Source organism: Alteromonas sp. ABH4_457 (assembly GCF_056160625.1).
In genome coordinates, this window is record NZ_JBSWXN010000005.1 from 1 (window position 1) to 16800 (window position 16800).

The following is a 16800-nucleotide window of genomic DNA, read 5'->3' on the forward strand; positions in this document are numbered from 1 at the left end:
TACCTTCAGCCAGTTCTGCAGGGACATCGGCACTGAAGGTACCGTCAGGTTGCACGGTAGCGGTGACGGTTTGTGCATCGCCGTTGGCATCTGTCACGGTTAACGTCACAGATTCACCGGCTGGCAGATCGGTGGTGCCTGAAATAGTTGGTGTGGTGTCGTTACCGGTACCTTGTGCATCCAGCGTGACTGTTGGAGCAGTGGTATCCACCGTACCAGACGTTGAAGCCGTGCCGGTATTGCCGGCCGCATCCGTGGCTGCTGCATCAACGGTGAAGTTACCTTCTGCTATTTCTGCAGGCACATCGGCACTGAATGTACCGTCAGGTTGCACAGTAGCGGTGACGGTTTGCGCATCGCCGCTGGCATCAGTGACTGTTAACGTCACTGATTCACCGGCTGGCAGATCCGTGGTACCAGAAATAGTCGGGGTAGTGTCGTTACCGGTACCTTGAGCATCAAGAGTGACCGTTGGTGCAGTGGTGTCGATATTACCGCTGGTTGAAGCCGTACCGGTGTTACCGGCTGCATCGGTGGCTGCTGCATCAACGGTGAAGTTACCTTCTGCCATTTCTGCAGGCACATCGGCGCTGAAGGTACCGTCTGGCTGCACGGTTGCGGTAACAGTTTGTGCATCGCCGTTGGCATCTGTCACGGTTAATGTCACAGATTCGCCTGCCGGCAGGTCGGTAGTACCAGAAATGGTCGGCGTGGTGTCGTTACCGGTACCTTGTGCATCAAGTGTGACTGTCGGTGCGGTGGTATCCACTGTACCAGACGTTGAAGCAGTGCCGGTGTTACCGGCTGCATCCGTGGCGGCTGCATCAATGGTGAAGTTGCCTTCTGCCATTTCTGCAGGGACATCGGCGCTGAACGTACCGTCTGGTTGTACGGTTGCGGTAACAGTCTGCGCATCACCATTCGCATCGGTCACCGTCAAGGTGACGGATTCACCGGCTGGCAGGTCCGTGGTGCCTGAGATAGTCGGTGTGGTGTCGTTGCCTGTGCCTTGTGCATCCAGTGTGACTGTCGGCGCAGTGGTGTCCAGGTTGCCTGAAGTGGTTGCAGATGCTGTGTTTCCTGCTGCATCTGTTGCAGTGGCTTGAACTGTATAGCTGCTTTCAGCCAGCTCTGCGGGTACGTCCGCACTAAAAGTACCATCTGGTTGAACGGTGGCTGTAAAAGTTTGTACATCTCCGTTACTGTCAGTGACGTTAATGTTCACAGTCGCGCCGGCTGGCAGATCCGTGGTACCTGAGATGGTAGGCGTGGTGTCGTTGCCTATGCCCTGAGCATCTAACGTGACTGTTGGGGCAGTGGTATCAACTTCACCGCCAGTTGCTGTTGCAGTCGTGGAATTACCAGCTGCATCAGTGGCCGTCGCTTCAACCGTGTAGCTACCTTCTGCCAGTTCTGCTGGCACATCGGCACTGAACGTACCGTCAGGTTGTACGGTAGCCGTTACAGTTTGTGCATCGCCGTTAGCATCTGTCACGGTTAACGTTACAGATTCACCGGCTGGCAGATCCGTGGTACCAGAAATAGTTGGCGTGGTGTCATTGCCTGAACCTGGCGCATCCAGTGTGACTGTTGGTGCAGTCGTATCAACTTCACCGCCAGTCGCTGTTGCTGTCGTGGAATTACCAGCTGCATCGGTGGCTGTCGCTTCAACGGTAAAGCTACCTTCTGCCATTTCCGCAGGCACATCGGCACTAAACGTACCGTCTGGCTGTACGGTAGCCGTTACAGTTTGCGCATCACCATTCGCATCTGTCACGGTCAACGTCACAGATTCTCCCGCTGGCAAATCGGTGGTACCGGAAATAGTAGGTGTGGTGTCGTTGCCTGAACCTTGCGCATCCAGCGTGACCGTTGGGGCAGTCGTGTCAACTTCACCACCAGTCGCGGTAACCGTAGTTGTGTTACCTGCTTCGTCAGTAGCGGTGGCCTCAACAGTGAATCCGCCTTCTGCCAGCTCAGCAGGGACTTCTGCACTGAAAGTGCCGTCAGGTTCAACGGTAGCTGTAATTGTTTGTTCATTGCCGTCTGAACCAGTGACAGTCAGCGTGACGGTCTCCCCGGCTGGTAAGTCCGTTGTACCGGAAATGACAGGCGTAGTATCGGAATCTACATCAGGTGGATTGATAGTCAGTTCAGGCGCTGTTGTATCTGGCTCAACAGGATCGACGGGGTCTGATGGTTCTACTGGCTCAGAGGGATCGACATCTGTCGAGCCTTCTGAGGGAGGCGGGGTAGTGGTGCCACCTTCAGGGGAAGTTGTAGTGTCGCCACCCTCAGGAGTAGTGGTTGTTTCTCCGGTTTCACCCGGAGTAGTTGTCTCGCCGGTTTCACCCGGAGTAGTTGTCTCGCCGGCTTCACCCGGAGTTGTGGTTTCGCCGGTTTCACCCGGAGTTGTGGTTTCGCCGGTTTCGCCCGGAGTAGTTGTCTCGCCGGTTTCACCCGGAGTAGTTGTCTCGCCGGCTTCACCCGGAGTAGTAGTCTCGCCGGTTTCGCCCGGAGTAGTCGTTTCGCCGGTTTCGCCCGGAGTGGTTGTTTCGCCGGTTTCGTCCGGAGTGGTTGTCTCGCCGGTTTCGCCCGGTGTCGTTGTCTCGCCGGTTTCGCCCGGAGTGGTTGTTTCGCCGGTTTCGCGCGGAGTGGTTGTCTCGCCGGTTTCGGCCGGTGCGTCAGGTGTTGTCTCTTCTGCCGGTGCTGGCTCTGCCGCAGTTACAGAGAAGGTGTCGTTAGCCTGAGTCTGGTTGCCGGCTGCATCCGTTGCGGTTACACCTACTGTGTAATCACCCTCAGCGAAGTTGTCCGGTAAAGTCAGATTAAAACTGCCGTCCGCGAGGACATCGGCAGTAAATGTTTGAGTGCTGCCATCTGCGCCGGTCACGGTAATTTCAACGACACTGCCCTGAGCCAAATCAGTCGTACCGCTCAGTACAGGCGCTTCTCCTTCAGCAGCATTTACCTCAAAAGTAAGCTCTGGTGGAGTGAAATCTGTTTCACCGGTGGCGTTCACTGACGTCGTATTACCCGCTTCATCGCTGGCGGTAACCACTACATCAAAAGCGCCTTCCGCAAGAGGGGCTACCGGCGTTGCAGAGAAGCTGCCATCTTCAAGAACGATAGCAGTGATAGTTTGCTCGTTTCCGTCCGAATCAGTAATCGTGATGGATATTTCGCTGCCTGCAGGCAAATCTGAAGTGCCGCTGACTTCGGGAAACTCATCATTGGTAACCTCGATGGGATTTACATCGATAGTGGGAGGCGTGGTATCAACCACGAATGTTTCTGATACCGTAACTGTGCCGTTCTGAGGATCCGGCGCTTCAACTACAACATCGAAAGTACCGTCTTCCAGCGTATCCGGTAAGGTAGCATTGAAACTGCCATCATCTGCAACGATAACGTCAATAACTGTTTCAGCGCCAGTCTCATCAATAACTGTAATTGTAATCGGAGTACCGGGTTCCAGGTTAGAATCACCGGCTACTACAGGCGGAAAATCACCGGAAATGGTGATGTTGTCCAGTGTAGTGGGTTCGTCCTGAGTCGCTGTACTGGCAGGATCCTGCTCGATATTCTGTGGTTCTGCAGTCGCCGGCTCATAATCAAATGCCAGCGGATCCACATCTTCAGCAATACGGCTTAGTTGCACAAATGACGCACCGCCGCCACCTGCACCACCGCCGCCACCGGCCGCAGTTTCTTCTAACGCATCAAGAATGTCTCCATCGCCACTCAGCAGGGCATCAATATCCGGGATATCTTGTGAACCATTCGCATCGAATCCTGTATCACCGCCGTTAACCATGGCAAGCATGTCATCAAGAGAATCATCGTAGACCACGAATTCATCATCGAAAGCTGATGCTTCAAAAGATTCTACATCTGCTACCAGTTGTGATGCACCCGGCGCAAGATCAATGGCTCCCTGTTCCTGAGTGATGATCTGGCCACCATTATCTGAAACGATTTGCGCATCTGACGGAATCGTGTCGCCGGCTGAAACCGGGAATTCATCCCCGTTGGGAAGGCGGATAAAAACGTCACCGGACACATTAGTTACATTCAACATAATTCAATACCTTTTGCATTTGATGCACTAAAAACTAGTCGCCGCAAAAAGTTTGACCCTGTACCAGAGAACAGTCTGAATCTAAATGACTGTTTTTATAGCAATTAAAAATTAAATTTTTTTTCCGTAATAAAAATTCATTTCTGCCGGTTTGCGGGCTTCAAAGTTCGTGACTACTTTTACAACTACAGGGAATTAATAGTGAAAACGGAAATTTGTCGGTAAACGGAAATGGGGTATTCATGCTGATTCGAATTTTGGCCGTGGGTTTGGCAGCAGGTTTTTCGCTGTGCGGTACGCCTGTGAGCGCCGCACCAGTGAGCCTGTCAGAAGTCGTTAAACAAGCCATTGACACAAATCCTGATGTGCAGGCAGCGTGGCGGGAATTTCTGGAAGCAGAACAAAATGTGAAGATTGCCAGATCGGGCTATCTACCGAAAGTGGATGTTACTGCCAGCTCAAGTCTGGTGCGCCGGAACTATGGTCTCGACCAGAGTTACGTATCCAATGAAGCCCGTATTTCTGTTACCCAAATGCTTTACGACGGCTTCTTTACCTCTTCGGAGGTAAAGCGTCTCGAGTCGGCGAAGAAGGTCAGATTTCTTGAACTGTTAAATCAGGTAGAACAGATTTCATTAGAGGTTGCCACTGCCTACTCGGATGTGTTGCTTTACCGCGAGTTGTTACTGGTGGCAGAAGACAATCTCAAAACCCACGTCGACGTTTATAAACAAATCGAAAAAAGTGCTGCTGCCGGTGTGGCCAGGCGGGCTGATCTGGAACAAATCAGCGGACGTTTGTACCTGGCTGAATCTAACGTGATGACCGAACAGTCGAATTTGCATGATGTCTCTTCCCGCTTCCTGCGATTAACCGGGTTTCGGCCGCCGGCGGAACTTGAACCGGTAGACAATCTCATAAACGCTGAGATCCCGTTATCGATGGAAGAGAGTTTACTTGAAGCCTACAAGCGCAACCCCGGTTTTCTGGCATCATGGTACAACGTAAATTCAACCAATTACGGCATCGATTCAGCCAGGAGTCGTTATCATCCCACATTAAATCTGGTGGGGAGTTACGGTTCTCAGTCCAGAGATGATGCGGGCCTTGATAATACCCAGACCGAAGGGCAAATCGGACTCCAGTTCTCATACAATCTTTACAACGGTGGTGCAGACCGGGCGTCGATCCGAGCTGCGCTGGCGGTAACCGATCAGGCTAAAGATCTGCGGGATAAATCCTGCCGGGATGTTCGTCAGACAGTGCAGATAGCTTACAACGACATTCGCAACCTCGACAGACAGATCCCGGCACTGAATGAACACCGGCTATCTTCCAGCAGGGTGCGTACCGCTTACCTGGATCAATTCAAAATAGGTGACAGGACTTTATTAGATTTACTGGACTCAGAAAACGAAGCCTATGAATCCGGCCGCGCATACACCGAAGCTGTATTCACTCAATACAAAGCCATTTTACGTTTGATGGCCGGTGGTGGTGAACTGGCTGAATACCTTACGGTGACCCGGGATGAGTTTGATTTAACTGAAGCTATTCGTCTGTCGGAAGCCGTATACGATCCTATGTACGTTTGTCCGGCTGAAACCATCGATGTGATGTCTCAGGAAACCAATATTCTGATCCGTGATACAGACGGTGATGGCATTACCGACTTGTGGGATGAATGTCCTGATACACCTTTTGATACCGCAGTGGATGACTTTGGTTGCGCAACTCAGCAGCAAAATTCCGGTGACATCATTGGTGTGATACGTCAATCAGAAGTGGTGATTCCTTTCGGCGCTGACTCTGCTGAACTGGACCCTAAATACCTCGTTAAACTTGAGCCTATGCTGGATACGCTTGGTAAAGACCCCGCAGCCGGCGTCGTTGTGTACGGCCACGCCTCTCTGGAAGGGGAGTCTCACTACAATATGATGCTTTCTGTACGGCGTGCCAATGCCGTTGCTGAATGGCTGAAGGTTCAGTCCGGCAGTAATGAGCAACGCATCTCTGCCATCGGTTTGGGCGAAGATAAGCCCCTCATCAATGACATTTCACCTGAAGCGAACCTGGCTAACCGGCGTGCGGAAGCCGTTGTCGTGGTACTTAATTCATCTTCAGATTCGCCGGAGTACATCTATTAATGGCGCAACCTAAGTTGTCTGCCCCCGCAATCGAGAAGCTGGCAGAATCCTCTGAAATCCATGGCGGCTGCCTGATGGCCTGCCTGAAAGCAATTTGTGATTTCCACGGCATTACCCTCGTGCCCGATGCGGTTATGGCAGGATTGCCAATGGACAACGGGGAATTATCACCATCGGTGATGCCCCGTGCTGCAAGCCGGGTGGGTCTGAATTGCAAGGTAGTCAAACGTGAGCTGGCTGAAATAAATCCCGCGTTATTGCCGGCAATTCTGGTGTTGTCAGAACAGCGGTCCTGCGTGTTAGTTTCCTGTCAGATTGAATCCGGTCAGGCTGAAGTGGTATTCCCGGAAGCACCTGAAACCGTTGAAGTCATCGATATAGAGGATATTGAGAAGGACTACACTCAGTTCGTCATGTTTTTACGTCCGGACAGGCGTATCGGCAAACCTGCATCGGTATCCAATTCTCAAAAAGGTGTGCACTGGCTCTGGCATACCGTAGCTTCAGCGATTTCGCTGTATAAAGATGTATTGCTTGCCTCAATATTCATCGGGCTGCTGTCCCTTGCCATGCCACTGTTTGTGATGAATGTGTATGACAGGGTGGTGCCGAACGCGGCGACGGAAACGTTGTGGGTACTGGCTATCGGTGCTGTTATGGTGCTGTTTGCCGAGTTTTCATTACGTATGCTGCGGCATTTCTTTGTTGAACTGGCAGCCAGTCGTATTGATATCACTTTGACGGCGAATTTGATGCAAAAAGTGCTCGGCTTTTCGTTTAAGGAAAAGCCGGCTTCCACCGGTGCCTTTGTCAACAACCTGCAATCTTTTGATGCGATCCGCGGATTTACGAACTCACTGACCCTTGTGGCGCTGGTCGATCTGCCCTTCGCCGTGTTCTTTATTGTCATTATTGCGCTCATCAACGGCTTTTTATCACTGCCAATTCTGGTGGGCGGACTTTTACTGATTTGTTTCGGGCTTTACGCCCAGCGCAATATGGCCAGGCTTGCCAGCAGCGCAAGTGAAGCCGGCTCAGCCAGAAACGGGCTGGTGACTGAATCAGTCAACATGTTCGATGACGTTAAGTTTTTTAATGCCGGTCATCATGTGCAGCATGAGTGGGAACAGCATTCCATTTATCTGGCAAAACTCAATGCCAAATTACGTATCGCAGGTACATCGGTCAGCAGTGCTGCTCTCTGGATCCAGCAGACCGTGGGCGTATCTATGATTGTCGTCGGTGTATTTCTGATCGTGGACGGCGAACTTACACAAGGTGGACTTATCGCGGCGTATTTGTTGTCTTCCCGCGCAATGGGACCACTGTCACAGGCTGCCAGCCTGCTGTCACAATATCATCATGCTAAGACCGCTTACGAAACCTTGTCTGATTTAATGGCCAAAGAAGATGAGTCAAAAGCCGAACAAAAGTGGACGCAGCATACCCGCATTCATGGCCGGTTACACTTCGATAAAGTGTCCTTTGCTTATCCGGAGCAGCCATCCCATGTGATTAGCAGAATGTCCCTGACCATTGAAGCCGGTGAGCGGGTAGCAATTCTTGGCAATAACGGTTCCGGTAAAACTACGTTGCACAAATTGTTGCTGCACGCCTATTCACCAACAAGCGGCCTTATCACTCTGGATAATATTGATTTACAGCAATACGAACCGAGTACGCTGCGTAATCAGATTGGTTATGTACCTCAGGATATCAATCTGTTTACCGGCAGTCTGCGGGACAACATTACGGTATTTAAGGAAGACTACGACGAAGATTTTATCTGGGAGATACTCAATGCCTGCGGTTTAACTGACTTTGTTAACCATCATCCTGACGGTCTGAATCTCAGTGTGGGAGAAGGTGGAAAATTACTGTCCGGTGGCAAACGTCAGTCTGTTGCTCTGGCACGGGCACTCATCCGTCGTCCCTCCCTGTTCCTGATGGATGAACCGACTTCGGCCATGGATGCCACTGCTGAACAACGTATAAAGGAGCTGCTGGACAGAGAAACGAAAGGGAAAACCTTAATTCTGAATACCCACCGGCACTCTCTTCTCTCACTGGTCGACCGTATTATTGTTATCGATCAGGGGCACATCATTGTTGACGGTCCCCGTCAGGAAGTCATTAAACGTCTCGCTGCTGCGGTTAAAGGCTAAGGATTTATTATGCTTATGTCATGGGCCCGCGATTGGCTGGCACCACCTCCGGAAAATGACTGGGTTTTGGAAGCCGAGTGGGCGCGTATTCAGCAGCGGCCACTGCGGGCCAAAGCGCTGCTTTATGTGGTTGTACTCACAATCACGGCATTAATTGTGTGGGCATGTTTTGCTCCCATCGCAGAAGTGGCAAGGGGAGAGGGTAAAGTCGTGCCATCCAGCCAGCTACAGATTTTGCAGTCCTATGACGGCGGTATTGTTCAGGACATTCAGGTAAGGGAAGGGCAGAAAGTCAACGCCGGTGACATTATCCTGAAAGTGGATCCTACCCGCTACTTATCTTCGCTGCAGGAAAACAATTCTAAGAGAAACGCTGTGGCTGCGAAAGTTCACAGGCTGACGGCACAGACACGGGCGCAGCCATTGAGCTTCCCGGAAGACCTTAAACAGGCCGCGCCTGAAATTGTTGCCAATGAAACGGCGTTATATTTTTCCAGTGTGAAAGAACTGGAAGAAACCTTGTCGAGGTTTGAAAGCCGGATTGCCCAGCGCCGGCAGGATTTGCAATCTTACCGCGCCGAATTACAGCAATATCAGGACACTCTATCTATCGCGCAGCGGGAGCTTACGGTCACACGTCCGCTGATGGCTTCGGGCGCTGTTTCTGAAATCGATATTCTGCGGCTGGAAAAGCAGGTTATTGAAAATCAGGGGGCCATTCAGCGCACACGGGCTGCAATAACCCGCAGTCAGGCAACCATAGATGAAGAGCAGAACAATCTTAAAGAAGCCAGCCTGAAAATGCAGAACCGCTGGAATGAAGAACTCAATGAAGCGGTTGCGACCATGCAATCTTTGCAGGAGTCTCAAACCGGTCTGGAAGATGTGGTGAAACAATCTGAAATCCGGTCGCCGGTCGCCGGTACCGTTCAGCGACTGCTGGTAAATACTGTGGGTGGTGTGGTGACGCCCGGCAGTGCCGTTGTGGAAATTATTCCTGCCGATGACCGGTTAATCGTTGAGGCAAAAATCCCACCCAAAGATATCGCGTTTCTGAAATTAGGACAGCCCGCCATTTTAAAATTCAGTGCTTATGATTTTGCTATTTACGGCGGTATGGAAGCCAGCGTTGAGCACATCAGTGCTGATACCGTGACTGACGATCAGGACCGGACTTACTACCTCGTCAGGCTTTCCACCGAAGACAAAAACGCCCTCAATATGGATATTCTGCCGGGCATGATGGTGCAGGTAGATATCATCACCGGTAATCGTACCGTCATGCAGTACCTGCTAAACCCGCTTATCAGGGCCTCTTCATCAGCATTAGGAGAACGTTAGGAATGAAATTTTTCGTGTTAGGAGAGTCGCTTAAGGAGTATGCACCGCTATCTGATGCAATAGCGTGGCACGAAGTTTCATTTTCCCTTGCTGCTGACGGGGGGATCTGCTGGGTCGATACCCGTGAAACTGACTGGTTACGCTTTGTGCGGGAAAGCAGTGTGCTGGGCGTGCATCCTGTGGTGATCAGCCATGCACCTGATATCAAGGAAATGCAACGAAGTCTGGTGGTTGGCGGACGGGGCTACTGCAACGGAACCGAATTGATACGCCATTGCAATGAAATTGCCAGTGCTGTCATGGCGGGCGGCATGTGGATCCCCGGCGGACTCGTCACGGCGATGGTTCACCGCCTCAGTGAACATCCGGATTATGAGTTTAAAGAAGCGCAGACCGAAGTGCTCACCGAACGGGAAAAGGAAGTTTTGCGGCTTTTACTGGACGGTGATTCTAATCAGGATATGGCGGATAAGCTAAATATTACTGTCAGAACGGTAAAAGAGCATATGTCGTCTATTCTTAAGAAATACAGAGTGAAAGACAGGGTGGCCTTGCTGCTTAAAATTGGCCAATTCAGACGAACTGCCCTTTAACGGCGCTGAGAATCCGGAGAGGTAGGGGTGAATTTAATATTTCAAAAAAAAGTACTCACTTTTTTGAGTGTGCTTTTCAGCATTCTTTGCACCTTTGGCGGTTACAAGGTGTACGTGAAACTGACAGAGCAGGAGCGCGCGGCATCTTTCGATGGACCGGTTAAAGAGTTTAATGACCATTTTAATGAGAATCTGGAGGACATGGAGTACACCCTGCACTCTGTAAATCAGTTATTTGACTCCTCCTCAAATGTAGATGCAATGGAATTTAATACTTTCAGCGGTCTGATTCTGGAATACAACCTGTCCATTGCAGGTATCGGCGTTTTCAATTTTGACTCCCGTGAAATGGGAGCTAAAACCACCTTGCCGGAGCCTCAGTACTGGCTGGCATCTGATTCATATCCCCAATTTACCAAACGGGAAGTGACGATGGCGATGAAGCGTAACGTTGAGTTACGGGAAGCGACAAAGCTGGACAATTTTGCCTCCGATCTTTTCAGTGTTAACGACAGCCAGCAGCAATACGTATTACTTGTTCGGGCAATGCCTGAACACAAGTTACTTTTGGCTATGGTGGTTGATCTACACCGCGCTGCCAAGCTTTCTGTAAGTAACCGGATTGTCAGTAATTTCATTGTTTACCGTGAGGGAGAAAACAGAAAAGAACTGGCTTTTTCTGATGTGAAATATTCTGCGACACTGGCAAAGCCTTTTAACGGCGAAATCTTCCTGTTTAACCGTGTCTGGTCCATGGTGATTTATCCGCCGGCAAATTTATTCAACCAATATTATGTAGCTATCCCTGTCATAGCCTTCCTGTTCAGTTTGATGGTGCTGTATCTGGTTTATTTCGCGTTCAAATTACACAAGCTCAGCGATGACCGGCAACTGGCCCTGCAGGATTTGAAGTTCGCCCAGAGCAAGATGGTTGAGGCCGAGAAAATAGGTGCAATGGGGGGGCTGGTTGCCGGCATCGCCCATGAAGTGAATACGCCCCTGGGGATCAGTATTACCAGTTGTTCCCACGTGAACGATTTGATGCGGGATCTGAAGGAAGATTTCGATCGCGGTGAACTGGATCAGGAAAAGTTTGAAGATTTTCTCTCCTCAGGCAAGGAAATGCTGGGTATGGCGCTGGAAAATATGGGCCGGGCATCTAAGCTGATTGCATCATTTAAGAAAATTGACGTCATTAATGCAGACGATTCCACCAAAACAGAGCTGGTTGACGTGGCCGAAATCGTTGAAAACTTTGTTGAGCATTATCAGCAGAATGCCATGTCAACGAAGATTAAGTTTGATGTGGAAATTGGCAAGCGGACACAAATCCAAACCTACCCTACTGTTATTACTCAGGTGCTCGCCAGCCTCGCATCGAACTCAGAGGTTCATGCGTTTGCGAAGAAGGATGAAGACTGTGTTATTTCAATCCGGGTATCTTCCTTCGGTAACTCTGTGTTGCTGAAGTTTGCAGATAACGGTAGCGGCGTGAAAAAGAAAGATCTCGCACAAATTTTTGACCCCTTTTATACCACCAACCGTGGTGCCGGTAATGCCGGCCTCGGCTTAAGCGTGGTGTACAACCTGGTGAAAAGTAAGCTGAAAGGTGAACTGAACCATGGTGCAGTACCCGGAGGTGGTCTGTGGATATCACTACGAATTAAAGACTTAGAAGAGAAGGAGTAAACTATGGGGAATCCATTATTTGCCAAGCAGAAAGCTGCACCAGCTGAGTCTGTGGATGACGCGGCAGAGCAGAAAGATACCTCACCGTTGAAAGTGTTGATTATCGATGACGAAACCGAAGTTCACCGGGTAACCGACCTGACGTTAAAGCGCTTCCGCTTTGACGGCAAGAAAATTCAGTTTTTGCATGCGTATTCCGGAAAAGAAGCGAAAGAGATTTTCGATAAAGAGACCGACATCGCGCTGGCCCTCGTGGACGTAGTAATGGAAACGGATCATGCCGGCCTGGATGTGGTGCATTATGTGCGTAAAGAGCTGAACAACACAGCCTGCCGGTTGGTATTACGTACCGGTCAGCCCGGTCAGGCGCCTGAACATGAAGTCATTGAGCGCTATGATATTAATGACTATAAAGAAAAAACGGAATTAACCAGCCAGAAGCTGAAAACTCTGATGTACACAGGGCTGCGCTCATACCGCGATATCTCCACCATTGAAAGCCACCGGAAAGGTTTGCGTCAGGTCATAGAAAGTACGACTAAAATGTTGCAGACCCATGCGCTGAACGAGTTCGCCTCAGCGGTGCTGAAGGAAATTATGAACCTGCTGCAACTTGACTCCAGTGCTATTTATTGTTCTACCTTCCCGCAAAGCGCAGAAGCCACCAAAGGCCGCACGGTATTGGCAGCTACCGGAAGTTTGGCTGACATCAAGGAAAGCCACCAACCTGAAGTGCCTGACGAAGTGGAAAACTGCTTTAAACAGGTTTTGGCTTCTAAACAGTCTCAGCATTTCCCTTCTGGCTATGTGTTCTATAACTGTACCGACCTGGGTTATGAAAACCTGTTGTTTATCGACACCAAAGGTACGCTTTCTGATGCACAGAAAGAGTTTCTGGAAATTTACTGCATAAACGTCTCGCTGGTTTACGAAAACCTGATGATTACAGAAGAAATTTCAGAGACACAAAAAGACATTATCCACATGTTGGGGAACGCTGTTGAATTACGCACCAAGGAAGTTGGCGCGCATGTTAAACGTGTGGCAGAAATCAGCTACAAACTCGCGATTATGGCAGGTTTAAGCGATGATGAAGCTGAAAATATCCGCCGTTTTGCACCGGTTCACAATCTGGGCAAAGTCGCCATACCTGATACTATTTTACACAAACCCGGAGAGCTGACCCCTGAGGAGTGGGACATCATGAAGTCTCACCCCAAAGTCGGTGCGGATATGCTGAGCCTTTCTAACAAACCCATGATTAAGAATGCGGCGAAGATTTGCTATGCACATCACGAGCAGTGGAACGGTGGCGGTTACCCTGAGGGTCTGAAGGGCGAAGACATCCCTCTGGCAGCGAGGATCACGGCGCTGGCAGATGCCTTTGATTCCATGGGCTCAAAACGCAGCTATAAAGAGGCGTGGCCGAAAGAAAACATTATTTCAGAAATAGAAGCGCAAAAAGGTGAACAGTTTGATCCGCAACTGGCGGAAATCTTACTGGCCAATTTTGATGACTTCTGGGCTCTGCGTACCCGCTATCCGGATTAAGAGGAGAGTATCGTGTCCAAATCTGTAACCGAATCGATGGCGGCGTTACTCAGCCCTGATTTGCTGCGGGCACTCCCGGTACAGTCTCAGTTTCCGCTGCTGGATCAGGCCGTTTACATTGGTGCTGATTGTTATCATGTATCAAGCTGGCATGTGAGTGACGAGGCCAGTATTGCCGTGGACTGCATGGGGTGTATTCCCGGCCGTCAACTGGAAAACAGCATGTTAAGTTCCTTGCTGGCCGGTAAGGGGGGAAACCGCTGGGCAGAACGCAGTGTCGTTGATGACAGTTTCTCTGACTGGATGGCACAGGCAGGCATGGCGGATAAAGTTTGCTCTGTGTATGTGATTGCCGATGAAGACCATGTGGGGGGATTCATTGTTCTGGTAACGCAAACGCCGGTAGATGAAAACGATGCAGGCCTGACTAAATTGCTGGACGAATTCACACCGCTACTCATAGAAAGTGAGTATCTGAAGGAAAAGAAGGAAGCGGCCATCGAAATGGAGAAACTGTGCAACTTAGGTGGCATGGTTGCAACGGTGGCTCACGAGGTAAACAACCCTCTCGGGGTGGCGATTACATCTTTATCGCACCTTAAAGAAAGTGTTGACGATCTTGATAAAAGTTTTAAAGACGGAACACTAACAGAAGAGTACTTCTCAGACTTTATAGACGACAGTAACGAAGTGAGCGATTTGCTCTCGTTCAACTTAGGGCGTGCTGCCAAACTCATCCGTGACTTTAAAACCAATGCGGTAAACCAAAGCGCTGATGTGCTGATGGCGTTCCCGCTGAAGGGCACCATCGAAAGTGTGCTGAGCAGCGTAAAACCGCAGTTGAAAGCGAAGCAAATTGAAATTGTGCTGGATTGTCAGGTGCCCGACTCCTTTTTTATGAAGGGTTTTCCGGGAGCCCTGTCTCAGGTGCTGACAAACTTACTGTTCAATGCATCTATTCACGCATTCGATAAATCCATTACGTCCCCTAAAATTCAAATCAGGGCAGAATCAGCGGATGGCAAGGCAACGATCACCTTCAATGATAACGGTAAAGGGATCCCTGAAGAGTTTCGTGAAGTGATGTTTGAGCCCTATTTTACCACCCGCCGTGAAGAAGGTGGCAGCGGTTTGGGGTTACATATCGTGAAGAACCTGACAGAAAACAAGATGCAGGGACAGCTGACACTAAAAAGTGAAGTGGGTAAGGGGACTGAGTTTGTTATGGTCCTTCCCGTTGAGATAGACGCTGAATAGAGTAGTTGTTAATGACCCTGAATAAGCAGCTGTGGATTGCCATTCTCACCATTATTGCCATTAACAGTGTGGTGAGCTTTCTGGTGCTATTTTTCTCTACGCAGAAAAACACCGAGGAACAGCTGTATCTGAAGAACATTGATGATGCGAATTCACTGGCACTGGTGCTGACGCAGGCGGAGAAATCACCAGCCGGCATTCGCCTCATGTTGTCTGCAAAATTCGATTCAGGGCATTATTCGCTTATCCGGCTTGAAGGCACGGACGGGAATGTTATCGACGAAATCTACTTTGAGGGGGAAGCGTCAAACGCGCCGGACTGGTTTCAGTCCATGGCGGAACTGACCGTGCCGCCCGGCATTTCCCAGGTGAGTGACGGTTGGGATCAGTTTGGCACCCTTTATGTGGAAAGTCAGACTGCCTTTGCCATGGATACATTGTGGTCGAAGTTTAAAAGTTTTGTGATGAGTATCGTGATCCTCACTGTAGGGATCGGGATAATCGGCTCCCTCATTTTACGTGTCATCCTGAAACCGTTGGGGACTATTGTCGACCAGGCCAACAGTTTTTCAGAGAGGAAGTTTATAAAAATTGCGCTTCCCTGGACCGCCGACTTTGCCCGGGTGGTAAATGCCATGAACTCGCTGGCCGACCGCTTTAAAGCAAACCTCATAGAGAACAACCGCCGGCTTGAACTTGCCAGAGAACGGGAACAGCATGATCCGGTGACGAATATTCCTAATATCAATGCCTTCTTTACACTGCTGGAGTCTCAACTGAGATTTCGTGATAAAGATGGTCAGAACGTGTTGCTCATGCACAGTCTGATGAAAGACAAAGGCGATATTCAGGCGTTTGCGCCGGAGATTTTTAATCAGTTCGTAAAAGAGTTTGCTGACAGACTGGACGGCTTCTACCGTGAACACAGTGAGCTTTACACCGACTTCCGCATGGCCCGAATCAATGAAACAGATATTTGTGTATTGCTGACAGAGTGCCGTGATCTGGAAGGGATTCAGGAAGTGTTTATGGAAGACAATCCGCTGGAGCACAGTCCGGATTTTGCCGATTTGAATATTCACTGCGTCACCGCCGGCGTCTACATCCGGGCTGATGAAGCGAGTTACGAACTGCTCGACCGGGTTGACGGATTACTGGAAGAAGTGCAGGAAAGTGAAATTGTTTTCGGTTTTAATCTGCAGCCGTTGCCGGAAACGCACTATCGCTGTGACAGCAAAGAGAAATGGCAGAAGGATTTCGACATCGCCAGTCAGTCTGCCGAACTGATGACAGTGAGTGTTCATACCCACAGCGGTAAAACCATGCATTATCAGGCTTTCGTGCTGTATAAAGACGGCGATGAAATGCGAGGATTCGGACGTTTTACTGAAGCGGCCCGCCGCTTTGATACGGTTGATAAAATCGACCTTCTTGCTCTGAATAAAGCGCTGGCATGGCTGAAAGATAATCCCGAAAAATGCTGCGCGGTGCTTCTTTATCAGGAAACAATCCTGGATACGTTTAACAGATCACAACTGGAAGATTTATTAAAATCGAATCAGGATGTGATCACCCGGTTATCGCTGGAGTTGCGGGAGCATACAGCTGCAAGCCATCCTAAATCCTTCCGTCAGTTTTGTGAGCTGGCTGATTATTTCAAAGTGGATACCGGGCTCAAAAGAGTGGGAGAAAGCTTTTCGAAGGTGGCCGATGTGCATGAATTTGGCCTTAAATACCTGAAGATTGACAGTACTTACGTGTATGACGTGGTGAACAACCGCTCAAATCAGGTTTACCTGAATGGTCTTGCCGATCTTGCCCACTCCCTGGGAATGGCGGTGATTGCCGATGGCGTAGTATCTGAAAAAGACGAGGAAGTTCTGCTGTCTATCGGTTTCGACGGTGTGGCGCGGCTAAACATTGACGATCAGGTTGCAGTAAAGTGACAAACTCGCCGTACGTGGTACAGTACATGC

Annotated in this window: 9 protein-coding genes; 8 read left to right on the forward strand and 1 reads right to left on the reverse strand. The window is 50.0% G+C overall.

Going from position 1 to position 16800, the window contains the following annotated elements; translation table 11 throughout:
- Positions 1-4081: Ig-like domain-containing protein (locus ACXAGR_RS12815; protein WP_474850843.1), on the reverse strand; the 4081-nt coding region annotated here is incomplete at its 3' end.
- Positions 4082-4323: 242 nt separating this feature from the next.
- Between ACXAGR_RS12815 and ACXAGR_RS12820 the strand changes: the two genes are divergently transcribed.
- From ACXAGR_RS12820 to ACXAGR_RS12855, 8 genes are read left to right on the forward strand one after another with little or no spacing between them, the layout of a single operon-like run.
- Entirely contained in the window at positions 4324-6228 is a 1905-nt protein-coding gene (locus ACXAGR_RS12820; protein ID WP_474850845.1) for a TolC family outer membrane protein, read from the forward strand.
- Complete coding sequence (locus ACXAGR_RS12825; RefSeq protein WP_474850847.1) at positions 6228-8393, forward strand: type I secretion system permease/ATPase; 2166 nt, start codon at positions 6228-6230, stop codon at positions 8391-8393. The genes ACXAGR_RS12820 and ACXAGR_RS12825 overlap by 1 nt, the downstream gene beginning before the upstream one ends.
- Before the next feature lie 9 nt (positions 8394-8402).
- On the forward strand, positions 8403-9734 hold the full coding sequence (locus tag ACXAGR_RS12830) for an HlyD family type I secretion periplasmic adaptor subunit (RefSeq protein WP_474850848.1): 1332 nt from the start codon (positions 8403-8405) through the stop codon (positions 9732-9734).
- Between the two features lie 2 nt (positions 9735-9736).
- A complete protein-coding gene (locus tag ACXAGR_RS12835) occupies positions 9737-10327 on the forward strand; it encodes a response regulator transcription factor (protein WP_474850850.1) in 591 nt (196 codons plus the stop codon).
- A gap of 27 nt (positions 10328-10354) precedes the next feature.
- A complete protein-coding gene (locus ACXAGR_RS12840) occupies positions 10355-12016 on the forward strand; it encodes a sensor histidine kinase (protein WP_474850852.1) in 1662 nt (553 codons plus the stop codon).
- A 3-nt stretch (positions 12017-12019) separates the two neighbouring features.
- Entirely contained in the window at positions 12020-13567 is a 1548-nt protein-coding gene (locus ACXAGR_RS12845; RefSeq protein ID WP_474850854.1) for a DUF3369 domain-containing protein, read from the forward strand.
- 12 nt (positions 13568-13579) lie between these two features.
- The gene (locus ACXAGR_RS12850) at positions 13580-14824 is read left to right on the forward strand and encodes a sensor histidine kinase (RefSeq protein WP_474850855.1); all 1245 of its coding nucleotides are present in this window, start codon (positions 13580-13582) and stop codon (positions 14822-14824) included.
- An 11-nt stretch (positions 14825-14835) separates the two neighbouring features.
- Positions 14836-16770 carry a bifunctional diguanylate cyclase/phosphodiesterase gene (locus tag ACXAGR_RS12855; RefSeq protein ID WP_474846422.1) on the forward strand — a complete coding sequence of 645 codons (1935 nt, stop codon included), beginning with the start codon at positions 14836-14838 and terminating at the stop codon, positions 16768-16770.
- The last annotated feature ends 30 nt before the right edge of the window (positions 16771-16800 follow it).

Excerpts from the sequence above, each read along its gene's own strand:
- ACXAGR_RS12820 (WP_474850845.1), top strand. The coding sequence starts at position 4,324 with ATGCTGATTCGAATTTTGGCCGTGGGTTTGGCAGCAGGTTTTTCGCTG.
- ACXAGR_RS12825 (WP_474850847.1), top strand. The coding sequence starts at position 6,228 with ATGGCGCAACCTAAGTTGTCTGCCCCCGCAATCGAGAAGCTGGCAGAA.
- ACXAGR_RS12855 (WP_474846422.1), top strand. The coding sequence starts at position 14,836 with ATGACCCTGAATAAGCAGCTGTGGATTGCCATTCTCACCATTATTGCC.
- ACXAGR_RS12845 (WP_474850854.1), top strand. The coding sequence starts at position 12,020 with ATGGGGAATCCATTATTTGCCAAGCAGAAAGCTGCACCAGCTGAGTCT.
- ACXAGR_RS12835 (WP_474850850.1), top strand. The coding sequence starts at position 9,737 with ATGAAATTTTTCGTGTTAGGAGAGTCGCTTAAGGAGTATGCACCGCTA.
- ACXAGR_RS12830 (WP_474850848.1), top strand. The coding sequence starts at position 8,403 with ATGCTTATGTCATGGGCCCGCGATTGGCTGGCACCACCTCCGGAAAAT.